The sequence below is a fragment of the Kribbella sp. NBC_00359 genome (assembly GCF_036097425.1).
GTDB lineage: Bacteria > Actinomycetota > Actinomycetes > Propionibacteriales > Kribbellaceae > Kribbella.
This window is the reverse complement of the sequence record NZ_CP107975.1, coordinates 260373-278060: the sequence shown is the minus strand read 5'-3', so window position 1 is coordinate 278060 and position 17688 is coordinate 260373. Positions and strand designations below refer to the sequence as shown.

At 66.2% G+C, this 17688-nt stretch carries 19 protein-coding genes and 2 pseudogenes; 12 read left to right on the top strand and 9 right to left on the bottom strand.

Features of this window, described 5'->3' with window-relative positions:
* Positions 1–35 precede the first annotated feature (35 nt).
* Positions 36–1169 (top strand): M48 family metalloprotease, encoded by a 1134-nt coding sequence (locus tag OG876_RS01240; RefSeq protein ID WP_328522862.1) that lies wholly within the window; start codon positions 36–38, stop codon positions 1167–1169.
* Between the two features lie 212 nt (positions 1170–1381).
* Here the strand turns inward: OG876_RS01240 and OG876_RS01235 are convergent, their stop codons facing one another.
* Together OG876_RS01235 and OG876_RS01230 are read right to left on the bottom strand one after the other, a co-directional pair.
* Positions 1382–1849 carry a type II toxin-antitoxin system HicB family antitoxin gene (locus OG876_RS01235; RefSeq protein ID WP_328522861.1) on the bottom strand — a complete coding sequence of 156 codons (468 nt, stop codon included), beginning with the start codon at positions 1847–1849 and terminating at the stop codon, positions 1382–1384.
* The gene (locus OG876_RS01230) at positions 1846–2073 is read right to left on the bottom strand and encodes a type II toxin-antitoxin system HicA family toxin (RefSeq protein ID WP_328522860.1); all 228 of its coding nucleotides are present in this window, start codon (positions 2071–2073) and stop codon (positions 1846–1848) included. The genes OG876_RS01235 and OG876_RS01230 overlap by 4 nt, the downstream gene beginning before the upstream one ends.
* 162 nt (positions 2074–2235) lie before the next feature.
* Here OG876_RS01230 and OG876_RS01225 point away from each other — a divergent pair, with 162 nt between their 5' ends.
* The 4 genes from OG876_RS01225 (at position 2236) to OG876_RS01210 (ending at position 4289) form a co-directional block, all read left to right on the top strand.
* On the top strand, positions 2236–3285 hold the full coding sequence (locus OG876_RS01225; RefSeq protein WP_328522859.1) for a hypothetical protein: 1050 nt from the start codon (positions 2236–2238) through the stop codon (positions 3283–3285).
* Positions 3285–3590 (top strand): DUF4326 domain-containing protein, encoded by a 306-nt coding sequence (locus OG876_RS01220; protein WP_328522858.1) that lies wholly within the window; start codon positions 3285–3287, stop codon positions 3588–3590. The genes OG876_RS01225 and OG876_RS01220 overlap by 1 nt, the downstream gene beginning before the upstream one ends.
* A gap of 112 nt (positions 3591–3702) precedes the next feature.
* The gene (locus OG876_RS01215; protein ID WP_328522857.1) at positions 3703–4059 is read left to right on the top strand and encodes a hypothetical protein; all 357 of its coding nucleotides are present in this window, start codon (positions 3703–3705) and stop codon (positions 4057–4059) included.
* Between the two features lie 5 nt (positions 4060–4064).
* Positions 4065–4289, top strand: a complete 225-nt coding sequence (locus OG876_RS01210) for a hypothetical protein (protein WP_328522856.1) — start codon at positions 4065–4067, stop codon at positions 4287–4289.
* 341 nt (positions 4290–4630) lie between these two features.
* Here OG876_RS01210 and OG876_RS01205 read toward each other — a convergent pair whose 3' ends face one another.
* From OG876_RS01205 to OG876_RS01195, 3 genes are read right to left on the bottom strand one after another with little or no spacing between them, the layout of a single operon-like run.
* On the bottom strand, positions 4631–4912 hold the full coding sequence (locus OG876_RS01205) for a hypothetical protein (protein WP_328522855.1): 282 nt from the start codon (positions 4910–4912) through the stop codon (positions 4631–4633).
* A complete protein-coding gene (locus tag OG876_RS01200) occupies positions 4912–5337 on the bottom strand; it encodes an SRPBCC domain-containing protein (protein WP_328522854.1) in 426 nt (141 codons plus the stop codon). Before OG876_RS01200 ends, OG876_RS01205 begins: the two co-directional genes overlap by 1 nt.
* Before the next feature lie 32 nt (positions 5338–5369).
* Positions 5370–5711 (bottom strand): ArsR/SmtB family transcription factor, encoded by a 342-nt coding sequence (locus tag OG876_RS01195; protein WP_328522853.1) that lies wholly within the window; start codon positions 5709–5711, stop codon positions 5370–5372.
* Between the two features lie 227 nt (positions 5712–5938).
* Between OG876_RS01195 and OG876_RS01190 the strand changes: the two are divergent.
* Positions 5939–6553: pseudogene (locus tag OG876_RS01190) on the top strand (IS256 family transposase); the annotation flags it as partial.
* 78 nt (positions 6554–6631) lie between these two features.
* Here the strand turns inward: OG876_RS01190 and OG876_RS01185 are convergent.
* Complete coding sequence (locus OG876_RS01185; RefSeq protein WP_328522852.1) at positions 6632–6850, bottom strand: hypothetical protein; 219 nt, start codon at positions 6848–6850, stop codon at positions 6632–6634.
* Positions 6851–6876: 26 nt separating this feature from the next.
* Here OG876_RS01185 and OG876_RS01180 point away from each other — a divergent pair, with 26 nt between their 5' ends.
* On the top strand, positions 6877–7677 hold the full coding sequence (locus OG876_RS01180; protein WP_328522851.1) for an SOS response-associated peptidase: 801 nt from the start codon (positions 6877–6879) through the stop codon (positions 7675–7677).
* A gap of 18 nt (positions 7678–7695) precedes the next feature.
* Positions 7696–9228: a hypothetical protein gene (locus OG876_RS01175; RefSeq protein ID WP_328522850.1), complete on the top strand. Its 1533-nt coding sequence runs from the start codon at positions 7696–7698 to the stop codon at positions 9226–9228.
* A gap of 63 nt (positions 9229–9291) precedes the next feature.
* On the opposite strand, the gene OG876_RS01170 is transcribed toward OG876_RS01175, so the two are convergent.
* The 3 genes and pseudogenes from OG876_RS01170 to OG876_RS01160 form a co-directional block, all read right to left on the bottom strand.
* Positions 9292–10365 carry an IS630 family transposase gene (locus OG876_RS01170; protein ID WP_328522661.1) on the bottom strand — a complete coding sequence of 358 codons (1074 nt, stop codon included), beginning with the start codon at positions 10363–10365 and terminating at the stop codon, positions 9292–9294.
* Between the two features lie 54 nt (positions 10366–10419).
* Positions 10420–10569 (bottom strand): annotated as a pseudogene (locus OG876_RS01165) (helix-turn-helix domain-containing protein); the annotation flags it as partial.
* A gap of 512 nt (positions 10570–11081) precedes the next feature.
* Positions 11082–11780, bottom strand: a complete 699-nt coding sequence (locus tag OG876_RS01160; protein WP_328522849.1) for a hypothetical protein — start codon at positions 11778–11780, stop codon at positions 11082–11084.
* An 836-nt stretch (positions 11781–12616) separates the two neighbouring features.
* Between OG876_RS01160 and OG876_RS01155 the strand changes: the two genes are divergently transcribed.
* The 4 genes from OG876_RS01155 to OG876_RS01140 all read left to right on the top strand — a co-directional run bounded on the left by OG876_RS01155 (position 12617) and on the right by OG876_RS01140 (position 17642).
* Positions 12617–14092, top strand: a complete 1476-nt coding sequence (locus tag OG876_RS01155; protein ID WP_328522848.1) for a flavin monoamine oxidase family protein — start codon at positions 12617–12619, stop codon at positions 14090–14092.
* 481 nt (positions 14093–14573) lie between these two features.
* Positions 14574–15317: an SDR family NAD(P)-dependent oxidoreductase gene (locus OG876_RS01150; RefSeq protein ID WP_328522847.1), complete on the top strand. Its 744-nt coding sequence runs from the start codon at positions 14574–14576 to the stop codon at positions 15315–15317.
* A 166-nt stretch (positions 15318–15483) separates the two neighbouring features.
* Positions 15484–15882: a cupin domain-containing protein gene (locus OG876_RS01145; RefSeq protein ID WP_328522846.1), complete on the top strand. Its 399-nt coding sequence runs from the start codon at positions 15484–15486 to the stop codon at positions 15880–15882.
* Positions 15879–17642, top strand: a complete 1764-nt coding sequence (locus OG876_RS01140; RefSeq protein WP_328522845.1) for a thiamine pyrophosphate-binding protein — start codon at positions 15879–15881, stop codon at positions 17640–17642. The genes OG876_RS01145 and OG876_RS01140 overlap by 4 nt, the downstream gene beginning before the upstream one ends.
* The last annotated feature ends 46 nt before the right edge of the window (positions 17643–17688 follow it).

The following is a 17688-nucleotide window of genomic DNA, read 5'->3' as shown; positions in this document are numbered from 1 at the left end:
TTCGACACGCGGCCGCGCGGGTTACCCTCCAGCAGGTGAACGGGGCTGAGAGCAACAACTTTCCGCAGAACCGCCCAGGCCAAGGAACTTCGGGCCCACAGCAACCCGGGCAACCTCGGCCGCAGGCGACCTACCCGTACCAGCAGTCGCCCGGATCCGTGCCGGTCCCGGCGAAACCGCAGGGGTCGATGCCCGCCGTACCACCGGCTCACGCACCGAGCCTGCTGCCGCCGCGCCCGGCCTCGATCATCCCGCCGCAGTTCAAGCTGCCGCTCGCCGGTTGGGGTCGACGGTGGGAGCTGTCTGGGCTGACCGAACTCGTGCTGGCACTGCCGTGGCTGTGGTGCTGGTACAGCGTCCAGTTTCTCGGCACGTTCAGCTCGACCCTGTACGCGATCGAGGTCGTGTTGTGGGTTGGGGTCGCGCTCGGGTCCCTTCATCCTCGTGGGGAGAGCCTGCTGGCGTGGAAGGTGTGGCGGTTGCGCCCGCCGAACAAGCTCGAGGAACGGAACATCATCCCGGCGTGGTTCGGGGCGTGCGCGGCGGCCGGCGTCGACCCGAACCGGTGGCGGGTGTGGATCCACGAAGGCCCGGAGGCGACCGCGCCCGCGGTGGCCGGATCCACCATCGAGGTCACGAACTGGGCGGCGCTGGTGCTGCCGACCCGGAACCTTGAAGCCGTCTTCGCGCACGAGCTGGCGCACCGCCTCGCGCTCCCTCGGCCGGTGTCGCTGATCGTCTACTCGCTGTCGCTGCCAGCCCGGGTGATGGGCAAGGCGATCCGGGCCGGGGGGAAACAACCGATCGTCGGTTTCCTGCTGAAGTTCATCGTTGGGTTCCTGATGATCGGGATCATTGGCGTGTGGGCGTTCTGGGGGTTCAGCGCCTACATCGTCTTGATGTTGAGTCCGTTGGTCGCGCCGTTCGTCGTGCAGTGGGCCAACCGGGCATCGGAGAAGTACGCCGACCGGGTCGCGCTCGATCTGGGGTACGGTCCAGCGCTGGCGGAAGTCTTCACCGGCCGCGAGTACCAACGGGCCCAAGACTGGCAGGCCGCCCCACGGCAGAGCCTGAAGGACTCGCAGCCGCTCGATTCCGCCCGGCTGCGGGCACTGGAGCGGATGCTGGCGTCGACGCCGGAGAACCACCACCAGCCGCCGGCCTACTAGCGCTTCCTCCCATCGGTCAGGTGCCCATGGGGGACCGCGCCGGTTGGGTTCTGTCCAGTTGCCGCAGGCCGAGCGGAGCGAGTCTGGACAGGGCCCGGCCGGTGTGGTCGGCTCTGCCCCACCTGGTCGATGGGAACGCCCCCACTCCCTGATGGAGGGTCGGGGGTCCGGGGGCGGAGCCCCTGGAGGTTCTCAGCTCGGCCCGGGGTGAGCTACTTCGCCTTGCGTGGCGTCGGGTCGGCGGCGGCCTGTCGGGCTGCGGCCGGCGTCAGCGATCCGGCCCTCTTCTCCGCGGGCGTGATCTGGGAGACCCGCTGGTGGCTGATGCCGAGCAGGGGACCGGTGTCCCGGACGCTGAACCCGCGGACGCTGGTCAGCTTGGAGGCCAGGGCGCGAGTCGCCTGCTCGAGCTTTTCCTCCCGGGCCGCCAGGGCGGCCCGTTCCGCGCGCAGCGCGTTGGCCTCCTCCACGAGCTGGTCTCCGCCGATGTTGTACGACCAGTCGAGTTGGAGATCCGGCATAGCGGAATCGGGAAGATCCGCGGCCAGGACGACGACCTCCCGGACGTACCGGTCAAGAGCGGTGAGGTTGGATGCGTAGGTGCTGGCGCCGTCCAACTCCGGGACATCGGCCAGCCATTGGTCACCTTCACGGGTGACGTGAACGTGGTAGGTCGTCATCCTTGGAGCCACTCCTTTCCGAGCGCTGGTTCGAGCTGTCTTTCGATGGAATCGAGGGTTCCCTGCGGTATGTCGCCGCCGTGCACAGGAACCGTTCCGTACGCCGTACTCGGCGTCCCGTCCGGTTTTGTGTACGGAACCGCATACCGCGCGTGCGAGCCGGTCTGACGGGTCTTCTTGCCGCCCGCCCGCTCGATCGCTCGGACAACCTCGCGTGCCTTCATAGTCTAAGTCTAGGGGCTAGACAACACAAACGGCAAGTCGCTAGACACTTAAGCGCGCCAAGCGGCTAGACAGGCCTGTTTACACGGGCGCATTGGCGCTGTCGGCAAAAATGGCACGGCGTTTCATGTTTGGCACTGTGCCATTTGTGCCATACCGCGGGTATGACTCCTCCGATTCCGCTGTCACAGTGGGCCGAGCAGAACGGCATCCCGCGCCGTACCGCGTACAACTGGGCGAAGAACGGCAAGCTCCCGGTGCCGTTTCACCGGACCATCACCGGCCGGGTCATGGTCCTGACCGACGACGAGGACCAGGACCACGGCGACCGGCTCCACCCGTTCAGCCAGGCGTACGCCGAGGCGCTGAACCTGCCCGGCGACGTCTACGACGGCGCCACCTACTACTCGCCGGTGCTGGACGCGTGGGGACGCGACCTGTACGACTCCGTCGACCCCGACCTGCGGCCCGCGGTACTGAACCTGGCGATCCCGGCGGCGTGCAACCGGCCGAAGCGGGATGTGTTCTTCCGGCTGGCCGACTGGCTCGGCCGGGTCGAGCCGGCGGCCTGGTACGCCGAGACCGGGTTCCTCAAAGCCGCGTGGATGCTGCGCGACCGCCCGGTCATCAAGGACGCGGACAGCTTCCTGCACGGCTGGCCGACCGGTGCGCACTCGTATCAGTGGCGCAACCAGCTGGACGACGTCGTGGAGGAGTACGCCGAGCAGAGCGCCGCGCGGTACGACGACGCCGAGCCCGCGGTCGAGACGTTGGCCGAGTTCGGCCTGATCGCGCTGGACACTGCCGCGTTCGTGTGGCGGCGGGAATCGATGCGGAACGCCATCGAGCCACTGTCCCGGGAGCGTGACGGGGACCGGACCGTGAAGGTGCTCGGTCCGGATCGCGGCGACCTGTGGGACTTGAAGGCGCTGCTGAACGAGCCCATGTACACGACCGTCCGGCCGCTTGCACGGGCCACGGCCCGGATGCTGTGCGCCCAGTCCGGTATCGCTCCGGACGACCCGGCACCAGCTGATGGACACCCGGTCTACGACCTCAGCTACGGCGCCTGCAAGGCCGCCGTACGGGCCGCGATCGCGCCCCTGATCCACTCCGCCCACGTGCGCGAGATGGAAGCGTTCCGGCTCGTTGCCCTAGGCAAACCGTTCCCCGAGCTGCCGACCTGGCTGCGGCCGGTCGACCAGGACATCTGATGCCCGCCACGGCACCGGCCCACCGGGTGAAGCTGTCCCGGACGGCCGGCGCCCGGCTCACCGCCGACGCGGTCTCGATCGCGTGGCCGACGAAATGGCACAACCCGCACAAGCCCGCGCGGCGGTCGCCGGAAGCGAACGCGGCCGCCGTCGCGGCCTACCGCGGCCACTTGCGCGCGCATCCCGAGCTGGTCCGGGCCGCCCGGGTCGAGCTGCCCGGCAAGCGCCTTGCGTGCTGGTGCCCGCTCGAGCTGCCATGCCACGCCGACGTCCTGGACGAGGTCCGTCGAGGCCTCGAACCCTGATCTGTCGTCCGGACTGTCGGTCCGGCACGGCACCGTGAAAGATGCAGGAGGCGGCCGCCGGGACCGCCAGTAACGGCCCCGGCCTCTCGACAACATTGCGAGAGGACCACCGATGAGCAGTGACGAAGAACTGGTGAAGCTGGCGGACGATGTCTACGAGTGCGTGCGGGCGCTGAATCACGGCACGTTCCGGACGACGCCGGCGCCCCTGGTGTACGCGCTGACCGGCAATCTCAAGGCGGCGAGCTGGGGGCTTGCCCAGCTGGCCGAGCAGATGGGTAGCGGTCTGCGCCGGTCGCTGGACGAGTACGACGTGTACGACAACAACCGCAACCCGGCCGAGAGCGTCGACCAGGCGCAGGCCCACCTGCAGCACGCCGCTCATCTGACCCGCGAACTGGGACAGGCGTTCGAGCAGGCACAGGCCGCGATCAACCAGCAGGGCTACAACAGCCCGAAGGGCGAGTGACGACAATGGCTCAGCCAACCTGGACCGACATCGCCAACAACGCCCGCGACTCGCTCAACCAAGCGAGGAACGGACTCAGCGACGCCCGCGACTGGATGAACTCCGACTGGCGCGACGGACACGCGCCCGTCGACCACGCCCAGCGCCACGAGGCGGCCCAATTGATCAGCCAGGCCAAGGCCCTGATCGACCAGGCCAAGAGCGCGCTCGATCGGAGCGCCGGCCGATGAGCGACGTCATCGAGCGCGCGGCGTACCGGAATCTGTGGGCCGATGCCTACCGAGCCCTGGTGTCCGAGCACCCGGACCGCGAACAGCGGTACGAGCGGGTACATCGCGAGTGCTGAGAGCTGGGACAGCGGAGAGCGGCTGTCCGAAGACGAGATCCGGGCCCGGGTAGAGGTACTGACCCGGGCGGACTCGGCGCCCGGCGACAGCCTCCCGGAAGAACCCCGCCCCATGTACCGCTGGTACAACAGAAACACCTGACCCCCACCGCGCGCCGGCCCGGAGCACCTCGGCTCCGGGCCGTCGCCCGCCCACACGGTCAGGGGTGGGCTCGACCACCGCAGCTATGCCTGGGTGAGGTGGAAAATGTCAGGCGGCTGCTGGCACCACTGCTCGAACGGGTCGTCGGCGACAGCCTGGAAAATACGTTCGGCGGAGGTCTCGAACGCTTCCTGACTCTCCCAGAGGGCGAGGCCGACTAGACGGTCGCTGTGCTGGTCTTTCCAGGCGCCGATCTGCAGGAGGCCTGCAGCGTCCTGGGCGGCGGCGTCGACGCGATGCATCGAGGCGAGCAGGTCGTCGGTGTGTTCGGGCTTGGGGTGGTGAACGGCAAGGTGAACAAACATCAGCGCGCCCCCAGATGCTCGACATAGAAGCTGAGAAGTTCGGCCCAGCCCTGGCCGTAACCTTCGGCCAGGTCCGGGGTTGCCGAGCCGACACGATCCCAGCCGCCATGCTCGACGGTCACGCGGGTGCCGGACCCAACAGGCTCGAAACGAACCTCGACATCAGTGGTCTCGGCGGCACCCCAATCGCCCTGGCGCCACGTGAACACCAGCCGACGACCGCGCTCCCAGACCAGTACCCGACCGATCTCGAAACCTTCACCGCTCTCAAGATCGTGGACCTCGATCAGCCGACCGCCGACCTCCGGCTCGAACCGCAACTCCTGGCCGCGTTCACTGTCGTTCCAGTAGTAAGTGCCACGCTTCCACCACGCCCCGATGTCGGCGGTAAACACCGTGAAGGCGGTATCAGGATCCAGCGCCACGTCGACTGCGGCGCTAGCGATTCCAGTTGTACTCATTCACTCAATCCTTTGCTCATACGTTCGGCGTGCTCCTTGAAGGCGCCGAGCTGATCGGTCCAAAAGGCCTGCACCTGGTCCAGCCAGGCCTGCAGGGCGAAAAACGGCTCCGGTCGCAGCCGGTAAATCCGCACCCGGGCGTCCTCGTCCAAGCCATGCTCATCCACCAGTCCGCCTTGGCGAAGGATGCGCAGATGCCGGCTGATGGCAGGTCCGCTCATGTCGAAAGCCCCCACCAGTTCACCCGCCCGCCGCGGCCGCTCGTGCAGCAACTCCACAATGCGACGCCGGGTGGGGTCGGCCAGAGCCGCCAACGCAACATCGACATCGTTAACCATATAGATAATGATTAACGAAATCCTTATAGATGTCAAATGTTGTGCCGCGCCGGTCGCTCTACAACAGTGAGGACGTCCCCGGGCATGCCAGCGGCGTCAGAGGTTGCGTCCCTTGAGGTGGTGTATGTCGGGGGCCTGCTCGGCGTGGGTGACCACGTGTGAGGAGGCCACCGTGTGAAGGTCAGCGAGACCACGCCAATGGTTCTCGCGAAAGGACAATTCACACGATGGCTCTGGACCAGTCTGCCCTGCTCGAGGTACTCGAGGCTCTGAAGGGTGGTGATGTCGAGGAACGAATCCGCCAAGCCGCACAGACGATCTACCAGGCGTTGATCGAGGCCGAGCTGACCGCGGTGATCGGCGCCGGCCCGCACGAACGCACCACTGACCGGGTCGCGCAACGCAACGGGCACCGCGCGAAGACGCTCACCACGACCGCCGGGGATCTGGAGTTGCGGATCCCGAAACTGCGCACCGGGTCGTTCTTCCCGTCGCTTCTGGAACGCCGCCGGCGGGTGGATCAGTCGCTGTTCGCGGTGATCATGGAGGCCTACCTGCACGGCACCTCCACCCGCAAGGTCGACGACCTGGTCAAGGCCCTCGGCGCCGACTCGGGGATCTCCAAGTCCGAGGTCAGCCGGATCTGCGCCGAGCTCGACGTCGAGGTCGCCGCGTTCCGGGACCGGTCACTGGCCGACCAGCCGTTCCGCTACGTCTTCCTCGACGCGACCCACTGCAAGGCCAGAGTCGACCACCGGGTCGTCTCCCAAGCCGTCGTGGTAGCCACCGGCGTCGCCGTCGACGGACGCCGCGAGGTGCTCGGGTTCGACGTCGGCGACAGCTGCGGGCGGCTCGACGGAAGAACCGCCCTTCTAGTCGCGCAGCTGCTTCGCGACACCAGCCGCCGATAACCGCCCTTCTCACCGGGACCCGGTCCGTCGGCGCCCCGCAGCCACGCTCAACCGGCGCCGACACGCCTGGCCGGATCCAGATCGCGATTCCGCCGTTATCACCGGCTCGCGGGCGTACAGCGCTGGAACCCGCCGCCGGACCTCGATCTCGATGTCCTGGTCGACGTCGAGCAGCCGCTCGTCGACCAGGTGGGCGGCAGTGATTCTGCCCGGCATCAGGGTCGTCATCGGTCGCGCGTGGCAGGCTGGCAGGCATGTGTGGGCGATACGCATCTGTGGCCAGCCGCGCCGAGCTCCTTGAGCGGTTCGTCGTCGACGAGAGCAACGCCGGCGAGCTGCGCGGTCAGGACTTCAACGTGACCCCGACGAAGGACAACCCGGTGGTGATCGCACGCGTTCCACAGGACGCCGACGAGGACGCGGAACCGGTGCGCGAGCTCCGCGCATTCCGCTGGGGACTGCTGCCGTTCTGGGCCAAGGACATCAAGGTCGGCGCGAAGATGATCAACGCCCGCGCGGAGACCGTTCACGAGAAACCGGCGTACCGGCGGGCGTTCAAGTCCCAGAGGGCGCTGATCCCGGTCGACGCGTTCTACGAGTGGCTGGAAACCGATCAGGTCGGCAAGTCCGGCAAGAAGCTGAAGCAGCCGTTCGCGCTCCGGCCGGCCGACGGATCGACGCTGGCGCTGGCCGGGCTGTACGAGGTCTGGTACGACAAGTCGCTGCCCGACGACGACCCGGCCAGAGTTGTGCCGACGTACACGATCATCACAGCCACCGCGACCGACAGCGTCGGTCGGATCCACGACCGCACGCCCATGGCGATCACCGGATCACTGGGACGAGTGGCTCGATCCCCGCAACCACGACGTCGACCAGCTGCGTGGTCTCATGGCGCCGCCGGTCGACGGCAGCCTCGACATGTACGCTGTCTCGAAGGCCGTCAACAATGTGAGGAACAACGGCCCCGACTTGTTAGAGCCACTGCTCACGGAAGCCTAACCGGCTCGGATCCACATTTCAGGTCCAGCATGGGAACAGGGCTTTGGCCGTAGATGCGGCATGCTCTGTCTATGCCGCCAGCCAAGCTTCCGGATGATATTGGGGGCCACGTCGCTCTTGCGCTGTCGCAGATGTGGGCCGGCGGACTGGGGCTGAGCCACCAGGAGATCGACCTGATGCTCCTGTCGGCGGGCCTGGATCCTGCAGAGTTCAAAGGGGCTAAACATGCTCGACTAGCAGATGCCCTACGAGGAGCGTCTCCACAGCAGGCGGCCAAGCTGGTGGACGATCTCCTGCAGACGCTCCGCGACGCCGGCGCCTTCAACGGAGAGGCCGAAATACCGCCCCAGCGAGTGAAGTATCTACGTGAATCGTTTGAACGGGCCGGTGTTTCTCTGAACACGCACGGCCGGCTGGAAATCCAGGTGCCGTCTTCAGCATCTGCACCGGCGCCGCCATCAGAGGGGGCCGTCGCTCTGCGGCCCGGCTCCATCCGACCGGCGTCGCAACGGTCGACCGAAAAGAGCTCGCTCCTCGCTGGACCGAACGCTGGTCACCTTCCGGTCACTGAATCGCTCGCCGGGGTAGCCACCTTGGCTGCGATTATCGGTTTTCCGTACGTCGTGATCCAGTCCACCGATGCGCTGTGGGCACAGATCATCGGCTCGGTGCTCGTTGTTGGCGCTGTGCTGCTTGGAGCAGTAACCATATGGAGGAGGTGGCCGCTCCGCGTGTGGGCCATCGTCGTGTGCCTCGCGATAGCTGCTTGGGCCGTGGCGATTGCTGGCAACTCGTCATCGTCCACCGGGTCGACCAATGCGTCCCCGACGCGTTCATCGGCTCCGACGGCGCCCGCGAGCAGTTCGTCGAAAACGTCCGCGCCGAGCCCACAGCTCTGTCCATCAAATCCACCGCGATCCCTCGCGTTAGTCGTGGGGGTGCATCAGAACCAACCTGCGCCAACAAACTTGCCAGAGGAACTCAGCTGTCTGCTGTCCTCCGCAATCGCGAACGAGGCCGACATCGCGGTCGTGGCGGTGGATGGGTCCCCGAAGATAGTGAAGCACCTGCATGTTTCCCTCGCCGACATCAAGAGCAACGACGGAAGGCGGCAGCGCAAAGCCGCCGCAGCCCAGGAGATCGTGCAGGGGATCCGCGAGGCTGATGCTGACAGCGATGGCTCGGATCTCTTCGCAGGCGTCAAGCTGGCCGCCGACTTTGTCGGCGGGAGCGGCACCATCGTCATCATCGATTCCGGCCTGCCCGACACAGGCGTGATCGATATGACTCGTCCGGGCATGCTTACTGCCAATGCCCAGCAGCTAGCGCTGTCGGTGCGCGCTGACCTGACTGCCCTACACCTCGAAGACATCCAGGTGGACCTGATCAGCTTCGGATATACCAGCAGCCCTCAGCCGCCACTCTCCCCAGGTCAATCTGACGCCGTGGTCAACCTGTGGCGGGAGGTCTTCACGAGCGCAGGTGCGACAGTGGTGGTCGACCGGTCGCCGAGAACAGACGAGCCGCCTGACACAGCGTTCACCACGCGCCCGGTTCCGGTTCCGATGCCCCGGCTATCGACGTCAGTTCCTCCGTCGCGGTGAGCACGGAGATCCCGCCGGATAACGGGCCGCTTCCGTCAGTCCCTCCACGGACCCGCTCGACCCCTAGTGCCGCGCGTCGGAGGTCTTCTGACGGTTGGCTTTGTTGAGGATCTGGTCTGCGGTCTTGGTCCAGGTGAAGGGGTGTGATCGGTCGTTCCAGCCGGTGATGAAGGCCCGGATCTTGGTGTTGAGATCGTTGACGGATCGGAAGGTGCCGCGGTGGATGGCTTGGCGTTCGATGATGGAGAACCAGACCTCGACCAGGTTCATCCAGGACGCGTGGGTGGGTGTGAAGTGCACGCTGACGCGGGGGTTGTCGGCCAGCCAGGCCTTGATCTGGGGGTGTTTGTGGGCGGCGTAGTTGTCCATGACCAGGTGCAGTTCGCGGTCGGGGTGGGCGCGGGCGACCTGCTTGAGGAACGCGAGGAATTCCTGGTGCCGGTGCCTGGGTTTGCAGGCCGCGGTGACCTGGCCGGTGGCGATCTCGAGCGCGGCGAACAGGGTCGTGGTGCCGTGCCGGACGTAGTCGTGGGAGCGGCGTTCGGCCAGCCCGGGCTGCAAGGGCAGGATCGGGGCCGTGCGGTCCAGTGCCTGGATCTGCGACTTCTCGTCCACACACAACACGACCGCGTTGTCAGGCGGCGCCAAGTACAGCCCGACCACGTCGGTGACCTTGGCCACCAGTTCGGGGTCGGTGGAGAACCGGAACGACTCCGACCGCCACGGCTGCACCCCGAACTCGCGCCACGCCCGGGCCACCGTGGCGTCCCCGATGCGCAGATGCCGCCCCAGCAGCCGCGACGACCAGTGCGTGACGCCGTACTTCTTCGGCGGCGGCGTCAACGTCGCCGCGACGATGCCCCGATGATCGACCGAGCGCGGCCGGCCCGCACGCGGCTCGTCGTCCAGCCCAGCCAGCCCCCGCTCGCCATAGCGATCCCGCCAGCCGATCACCGTCGGCCGCGACACCCCGACCAGCTCCGCGATCCTGGAGTTCGACACCCCTTGCGAGGCCAGCAACACGATCCGGGCCCGCTGTGCCCGGCCGGCCCGCACACTCGACGCCCGCGTCAACGCAACCAACCCCTCCTCGTCACCCTCACGCAACACCAACGCAGCAGCAGGACGATTCGCCATGCCTCATCGTCCCAAACACCAACCGTAAATCAACTAACGACGCGCGGCACTAGCCGCCCGCTCGTACTTCGGCGGCTCATGCGACCCGAGCGCCTTCTTCACCGTGTTCTTCGAGATCCCCAGCCTGCGGGCGATGGCCCGAATCGCCATCCCCTCAGCCCGATGCAACCGACGGATCTCCGCCCAGTCCTCCACGTTCAACACCTCATGATCGTCATGGGTGGGTCAGAATTCGACCGGAACCAGGGGGTCAGTATTCAGCCGGAATCGACAATGGGCATGGCTGGGCTGCGCGACCGGGGCGTACGGACGTGTCCAGAAGTGAAGGAATTGCAGCCAGTCGGCCGCTGAAGTGGAATAGCCGGTCGGACTGGGCTGATCGGGCTGTCGTGCGGCGGCGCTATGCGACGGTTCAGAATCACCGTGCGTGCTGACTCCAATTGATGCCTTGGGCAGCTACGTGTCGCTGTCCTCGGGTGCAGCTGATGGCGGTGACGGTCGTTCGGTTCGCGGCGTGGGTGCGTCAAGCGCTGCTGGTGGGCTCGTGGTGGTCATGAACTGCGTTAACGCTGGGCCGGCCGCTGCGAGGAGAAGCCGGGCGTGGGCCCAGCTACGCTGCAAACCCTCGCGGTCACCGTGCTGGGTCGCGGCGATCAGCAGATCCACGAGGCTGAGGACTTCACGGCGGCGCTCTTGTGGCATGTCATCGATCAAGGTCACGCGCCGCAGCTGGCCGAGGAAGAGATCCAGCCCGCTGGTCTCGTCTGGGCTGATCGATGATCGCGCCAGGTCGTGGTCTTGTCTGCGGTGGTCCGCTGACGGTGTCTCGTGCGGGTTGCCGGGGGCGGCTGATCCGGCTGGTACGTCCAGGCGGTGAGGCAGTGGCCGGTGCGCCGGCTCTGATCGGCGAGGTTGTGGCCGTCCACGGTGGCTTTCACCTTCGCCAGCTGTTTCCCGGTGGTGTCGATCAGTTCCACCAAGGAGCGGTTGGCGAGAAACCCCGCAGCAGCCGCCACCTCGTCCCGCCCGGCCGGATCGCGCTGAAACTCCGCCAGGCACCGGAACCCTGCGGTACTGGCGGCGGTCAGCCAGTCCAGCAACGCGCCCCGCACCGTCCAGCGTGTCGCGGCCCGATCCGCCACCCGCCGCATACGGGCCCGGTAGGCCAACGCGCCACGCCGCGACAGCATCACCATTCCCGCTGCTGCCCCGCTCGTTTCCCCGCCGCTGCTGACCGGGTCGAACACGACCACTCCCCGCAGGTCCAGATAACGCCAGGCCATCACCAGATCATGGCCGCTGGCCCGGCGCGCCCGTTCATCGGTGCAGTCGAGTACCTCGAGCTCACCCAACAGGTTCAGCAATCTGAGCCGAGCCAGCTCGCCCGGCGTCGTGGCCCATCTCGGTTCCTCCACCCGTCCCCCTTTCATGCACCGCTGGCACCTGCCGTCGGAGTGCATCGCGAGGGGGCGGCCGCTCGACGCTCGGATGAGCATTGTCAACACCCCATCCCCCCTTGGACAGGTCGGCTCGCCGAGAGACCGCCTCGAACCGCGGATTACAACGTTGCTATCAGCAACAGTGTGTCCGCCTCCCGGATCGGGCTGGTGTTAAGCAACGTTGCCACCAAGCCGCCACGTTGGAGGATCCCGATCAGGGCTGCTACGGAGGCGGGGTTGTGCCGGCTGAGCGGTCCTTGTCGGGGCCGCGATAGACGGTCGGGCTGGAGAGCTCGAACAGCGGCATGCGGTTTCAGGTGCGTCTGCATGGTCGCGGACTGCGAGTGGCCGGGTCGCTGATCACCCATCGGTTCCGCGCCTACGCCCCCTGCTGCGGATGCTGGGCCGCGATAGGCACCCCTGGCCCCGGGGCAGGCGTTTGCCGGCTAAGGGCGAATCGCCAGCCACTGCACCCGCTCGCCCTGACCCGGTCGGCGACGGCTACCGGGCGAGGCGCGGTGCGCCTGCAAGCCGGAACTGGGCGATCTATGCGCATTGTCACCCTCGCGCTCCCTCAAGGTCGATTCAGTGAGAGTTCAGCACCGCGTCAGATCCGTCACTTTTGATGGAAGGTGCAGTCGACACTGCCGCCGCCCAGACCGCCCGGCGCTCGGCAGACGACGTGTGAGTCGCCCGGGTCTTACTGAGTCTTCGAGGGCTGTTTCGCACGTGTGCGGTTTGGCTCACGTGAAGCTTCAGCTTCGAACATGCTTCATCGGCTGTACAGGCACGGGGGGGAATTGTGGTGTGCGATGAGCCTTGCCGGGACCGTGTTCCGTCCTTCGGAGCGACGCGGAGCCGTCGTTGTTTCTTCTCCGCGGATCACCATTGTGGGCGCCGGAATGGCGGGCTTGACAGCTGCCTACGAGCTGGAGCGCCTGGGGTATCGGGTCGAGATCCTTGAGGGAAGCCATCGTCTTGGCGGCCGGGTCTACACCCACCAGTTCGCGGACGGTGCCACCGCCGAACTCGGCGCCATGCGGATCCCCCGAAGCCATCGGATGGTGCTCGGGCTCATCGGTGACCTCGGGCTTGGGTCCAAGGTCTGCAGGTTCGAAAGTCTCTTCTCGGACCCGAGCGCTTACCATGCCACCGCCACGGGCTATGCCCGCGTCGGCGACGTCGCCAAGACGCTCGTCACCAAGTTCCGTCGCGACTTACCGCAGGCGCGCTCCTGCGACGAGGCACTACTGCTCTGCGGCTGGCTGGCCGCAGCAGGAGAGGCCATTGCCCCGGCGGGCTTTCGTACCCAGATGTACCACGAGTTCCGGCATGGGTTGCTCCCGGCTGTCGGACGGCTGGACCTGCGTCCGTTTGTCGGCGCTGGAGGTTGCGGCCAGATTGACGTGCATGCCTTCTTCGCTGCCCACCCAGAGATCAAGCAGGGCTGCGGGGGCCGCATCGCGGGCTTCATCGACGACATCTTGGCCGTAACCAGTGCCGAGCTGATCCGGCTCGAGGGCGGCTTGGGGCAGCTCCCCACGCGGCTGTCGGAGCGGATTCGTGGACCGATCAAGCGTGGCCACGAGGTCATTGGCTTGGACGTGCGCGACGACTGTGTCCTGCTCGACGTGCAGATCGGGGATGTGGTCGTCAGGAGACGCTGCGAGCAGGTTCTGTGCACGATCCCGTTCTCGGTGCTGCGCCGGCTGCGGATCCGGGGCCTCAGTGAAGCAAAGATGAAGGCCATCTCCGATATGCCCTATTGGCCGGCCACCAAGGTTGCGTTCCATTGTCGTGAGGCCTTCTGGGAGAGGGATGGCATCACTGGTGGGGCTTCGTTTTCCGGTGGCCGTATCCGCCAAACCTACTACCAGCAGGTCGATGGTCGCCGGCAGGCGGGTGCGGTGCTGCTGGCGAGTTACACGTTAGGCGAGGAGGCAGAGTTTCTTGGCCGATTGCCGGTCCGGGCTCGGCATGCTCTGGTCCGTCGGGAGCTTGGACGGATGCATCCGGAGGTGTTGCGTCCCGGGATGCTCCTGAACGCGGTGAGTGTCGCGTGGGGGCGGAATCGGTGGAGCCGGGCAGCCGCCGTCACCCAGTGGGGTACCAGCCCGGCCGAACGTGAGGCCGAACGAGCCACAGCCGCGGCACCGGAGAAGCGCTTGTTCTTTGCCGGTGAGCACTGCTCGTCGAACCCCGCGTGGATCGAAGGCGCTGTCGAATCCGGAGTCAGGGCGGTCCGGGACATTCAACGGTGGGCTCCACTGTCGGGGGCTCGATCGTGAGCCCGTGCGACGTCCAGGCTTTCAACGGGCCTGCGCAGCAGGCTGGTAGACCTGGCGACCAACAGGGAGCTGACCGATGACAGACGGGTCCCAGCGGGTCGACCGGTTTCCGGCTTCCACAACTATCTGGGGCGGCCGTGGCCCCACATGTCGGGTGCCGGCACTCGGCATCACCAGTCCGTCCAGGAGGCAGGTCAGCGTGATGGCCAGGGATGTTTCGACAAACGCCTGGCGATCCATTTGGCCGGCAGCGCGCTCGGCGCGTTGGCTGCGCGCGGCAGGGTGACCGCGTGAACTCCGACCCCAAGCTGATCCAGGAGGGCTGAGCTGTGCAGATTATTGATCGTGACTCAATTGGTGGCGTTCTGCTGGCCGTCGAGGGCAATGGCCCAACGCTCGGCGACCCGGTTGCGCTCAAACACCGCTATCACCCAGGAATTCAGTTCTGTTGTGGTTGTCCGATCGGTGTCGGGGGTTCGCGATGATTCTCACTGGCAAGGTCGCGATTGTCACTGGTGCCTCGCAGGGAATTGGCGCAGCCACCGCGGTCGAGCTCGCTGCCCGTGGTGCCATTGTCGCCGTGAATGTGATCGACGAGCAACACGCGGATGACGCTGCGGCTGTTGTGAAGATGATCCAGGCCGACGGCGGGGAAGCCTTCGTGGTTCAAGCCGACCTTCGCGATGAGGACCAGATCCGAAACCTGATCCGGACGACCGTTGGTGAGGCCGGGGGGCTCAACATCCTCGTCAACAATGCTGGCGTCTTTAGCCTACGTCTTTCTGACGAGGTTGACGTTCGGCATCTGCGTGACCACTTCGACGTCAATGTCTATGCTGCGGTCCTGACCACACGGCATGCCGTGAGCCACTTTGATGCTGGCGATCGCGTGATTCATGTATCTTCCGGTCTGGCTCGCCGTATCGCGAAGGATTGTGTGGCCTACGCAGCGACCAAGGGAGCTCTTGAATCCGTAACCCGTGTTCAAGCTGCAGAACTCGGTCCCCGTGGAGTCACAGTCAATGCCGTCGCACCCGGCATCGTCGATACATCGATGCTTGCCAGCACGCTCACGCCCGACGAGCGCCGCGGCGTGGTCGGGGCTACTGCGCTTGGGCGCGTCGGGCAGCCTCGGGACATTGCGCGCGTCATCGCGTTCCTGGCCAGCGAGGACTCCGGCTGGATCACCGGCCAAATCATTCCTGTGAACGGTGGCCTCGCATGACCGCGCGCGAGCGCTTCGGGCGAGCATTCAACCCAGCCTGCGTTCGTTCGGCGCCCACAAAGGATTGTCTCGAGCCGCCCCTGGACCGATTGCCTACGCGGGCCGGTCGAACATGGCGTTCAGACTCGCCGTCCGTCGTCACCGACAACTAATGCGAGGGATTGAGATGCCCACAGCCGAAGTCCGGGTCCTGAATGATTCGTCTTTCGAAGCCCATGAGGTCGGAGTGCCGCACCAGGCGGGCATTACCAGTGAATCGGTCGGGGCGACGAACATTGCCATGCAGGTGGTGACGATTGCGCCAGGGGGGCGGTCTCTGGCGCATCATCATGGCTACGAGGAGGCGCTCTATGTCGTCGGCGGTGAGGCCGAGACCTGGTGGGGCGAACAGCTTGAGCACTGTACGCCAGTACGTCCTGGTGACCTGCTCTACATCCCGAGCGGCTGCCCGCACCTCGCGGTCAATCGCAACACGGTCCCGGTCGTTGCGGTCGTTGCCCGCGCAGATCCGTTCACCCACGGGGGTGTCTTCCTCATGCCTGAACTCGACGGTCTCGTGCGATGAGTACCAAAGCCTCTCTGACGCGACTTGAGATGGTCGCGGACCACAATGGAGTGAGCGAAGACGCGCTGACTGATGATTCCGTGGTTACCCCTGCGGCCCGGAGTGTCTCATCGGCGCTCATCGACCTTCTGCAGCAGGCAGGAGTGAAGGAGGCGTTTGGTATCCCGGGCGGAGCGATTGGCCCGTTCTGGCTGGCTCTTGAAGATTCGGCTGTACGGACCGTCCACTTTAAGCACGAGTCGGGTGCCGCTTTCGCAGCGGCCGAGGCGTCGCTGGCCGGAAACCGGCCGGTGGTGGTGTTTGCGACGACCGGGCCAGGGATGGTGAACGCTCTCAACGGGGTAACCGCCGGGCGCTGGGAGGGAGCACAAGTCGTCCTGGTTTCCGGTGCGACACCGATTCACAGCCGGCGGCGCGGCGCGTTCCAGCAGACGCACCCCGACACTGGCGTAACCCGGCGAGCTGTGTTTGCCCCGCCGGACTGGTTCGACGCGAACGTCCGGGTGGAGTCGCCAGAGGATCTCCAGACCGTCTCTGAGGCACTGGCGCGCCTTGCCGGCAGTCGCGGCGGCTTCACACTTCACGTGTGCGTTCCCTCAGATGTACAGGCTGCGGCGGTGACATCCTGCCCGCCTCTTCTCGTAGCCGGTGAGCACCTCGAGCCGGCCGCAGAGGTTGTTGGGCACGCCGTCGACCTTCTCCGCGGCGAACGGTTCTTCTTGTGGCTCGGATTCGGGGCGCGTCACGCATCGGCTGACGTCAGGCGGTTCGTCGACGCGACGAACGTCCCTGTTGTGTGCACCCCTCGCGGTAAGGGCGTACTCAGCGAGGATGATCCCGCATTTGTTGGTGTTACTGGTCTCGGTGGCCACGCATCGGTGGTCGAGTATATGGAGCGGTCGAAGCCAACGCGGGCGCTGGTCATCGGCACCAGGCTGGGCGAGAACAGCACAGGTTGGGACCCGCGGCTACTGCCGGCTGGTCCTCTGATACATGTCGACACGGACGCCGATGCGTTTTACCAAAACTATGCGGACGTCGAGCAGCTCGCCGTTCGCGCCGATGCCTCAACCTTTCTCCAAGCGCTGATAGAGCACGTACCGCTCCTGCGTCAGCGCCAACCGCACGCGGCATTAGGACGGCCACCGCACGTGCAGTACCGCCCCGCTGGACGTGTTCGCCCGCAGGCAGTCATGCAAGTCATCCAGAAGTACGCGATCGACCGCCGCGGCGCAACGGTGTTCGCCGATATCGGCAACGCCATGGGATGGACAACCCAGCTGCTACGCACCCACCGAGCGGGACAGTCGCGGGTTTCTATGCACTGGGGGTCGATGGGGTATGCATCTGCCGGTGTGATCGGGCACGCACTGGCGGTGCGAGGCCCCGCGGTGGCTGTCGTCGGCGACGGGGCCATGCTGATGACGAATGAGCTCAGTACCGCCGCCGAGCTGGGCGTGGATGTGCTGTGGATCGTTTTGAACGACGCGATGTACGGCATGGTGGAAGCCGGAGCCCAGGCAATCGGCGCCCGAGCTGGGCTCGCCGCATTCAACCGCGTCGATTTCGCCGCGGTCGCCCGCGGCATGGGAGTGGCTGCCCGGACGGTAGACACCGAAACCGAGCTCACCGAGGCCTTCCACTGGGCAATGACCACTCGCGGTCCCCGGCTACTCGACGTCGCGATCGATGAAACAGAGCGGGCCCCAGTGGCGAGCCGGATCAACACCCTGGACCAATCGCTCGATCTTCCAGGCTAGACCGGGACTAAACAGAGCCGAGACACCGCCGAGATGGGGAGAGATC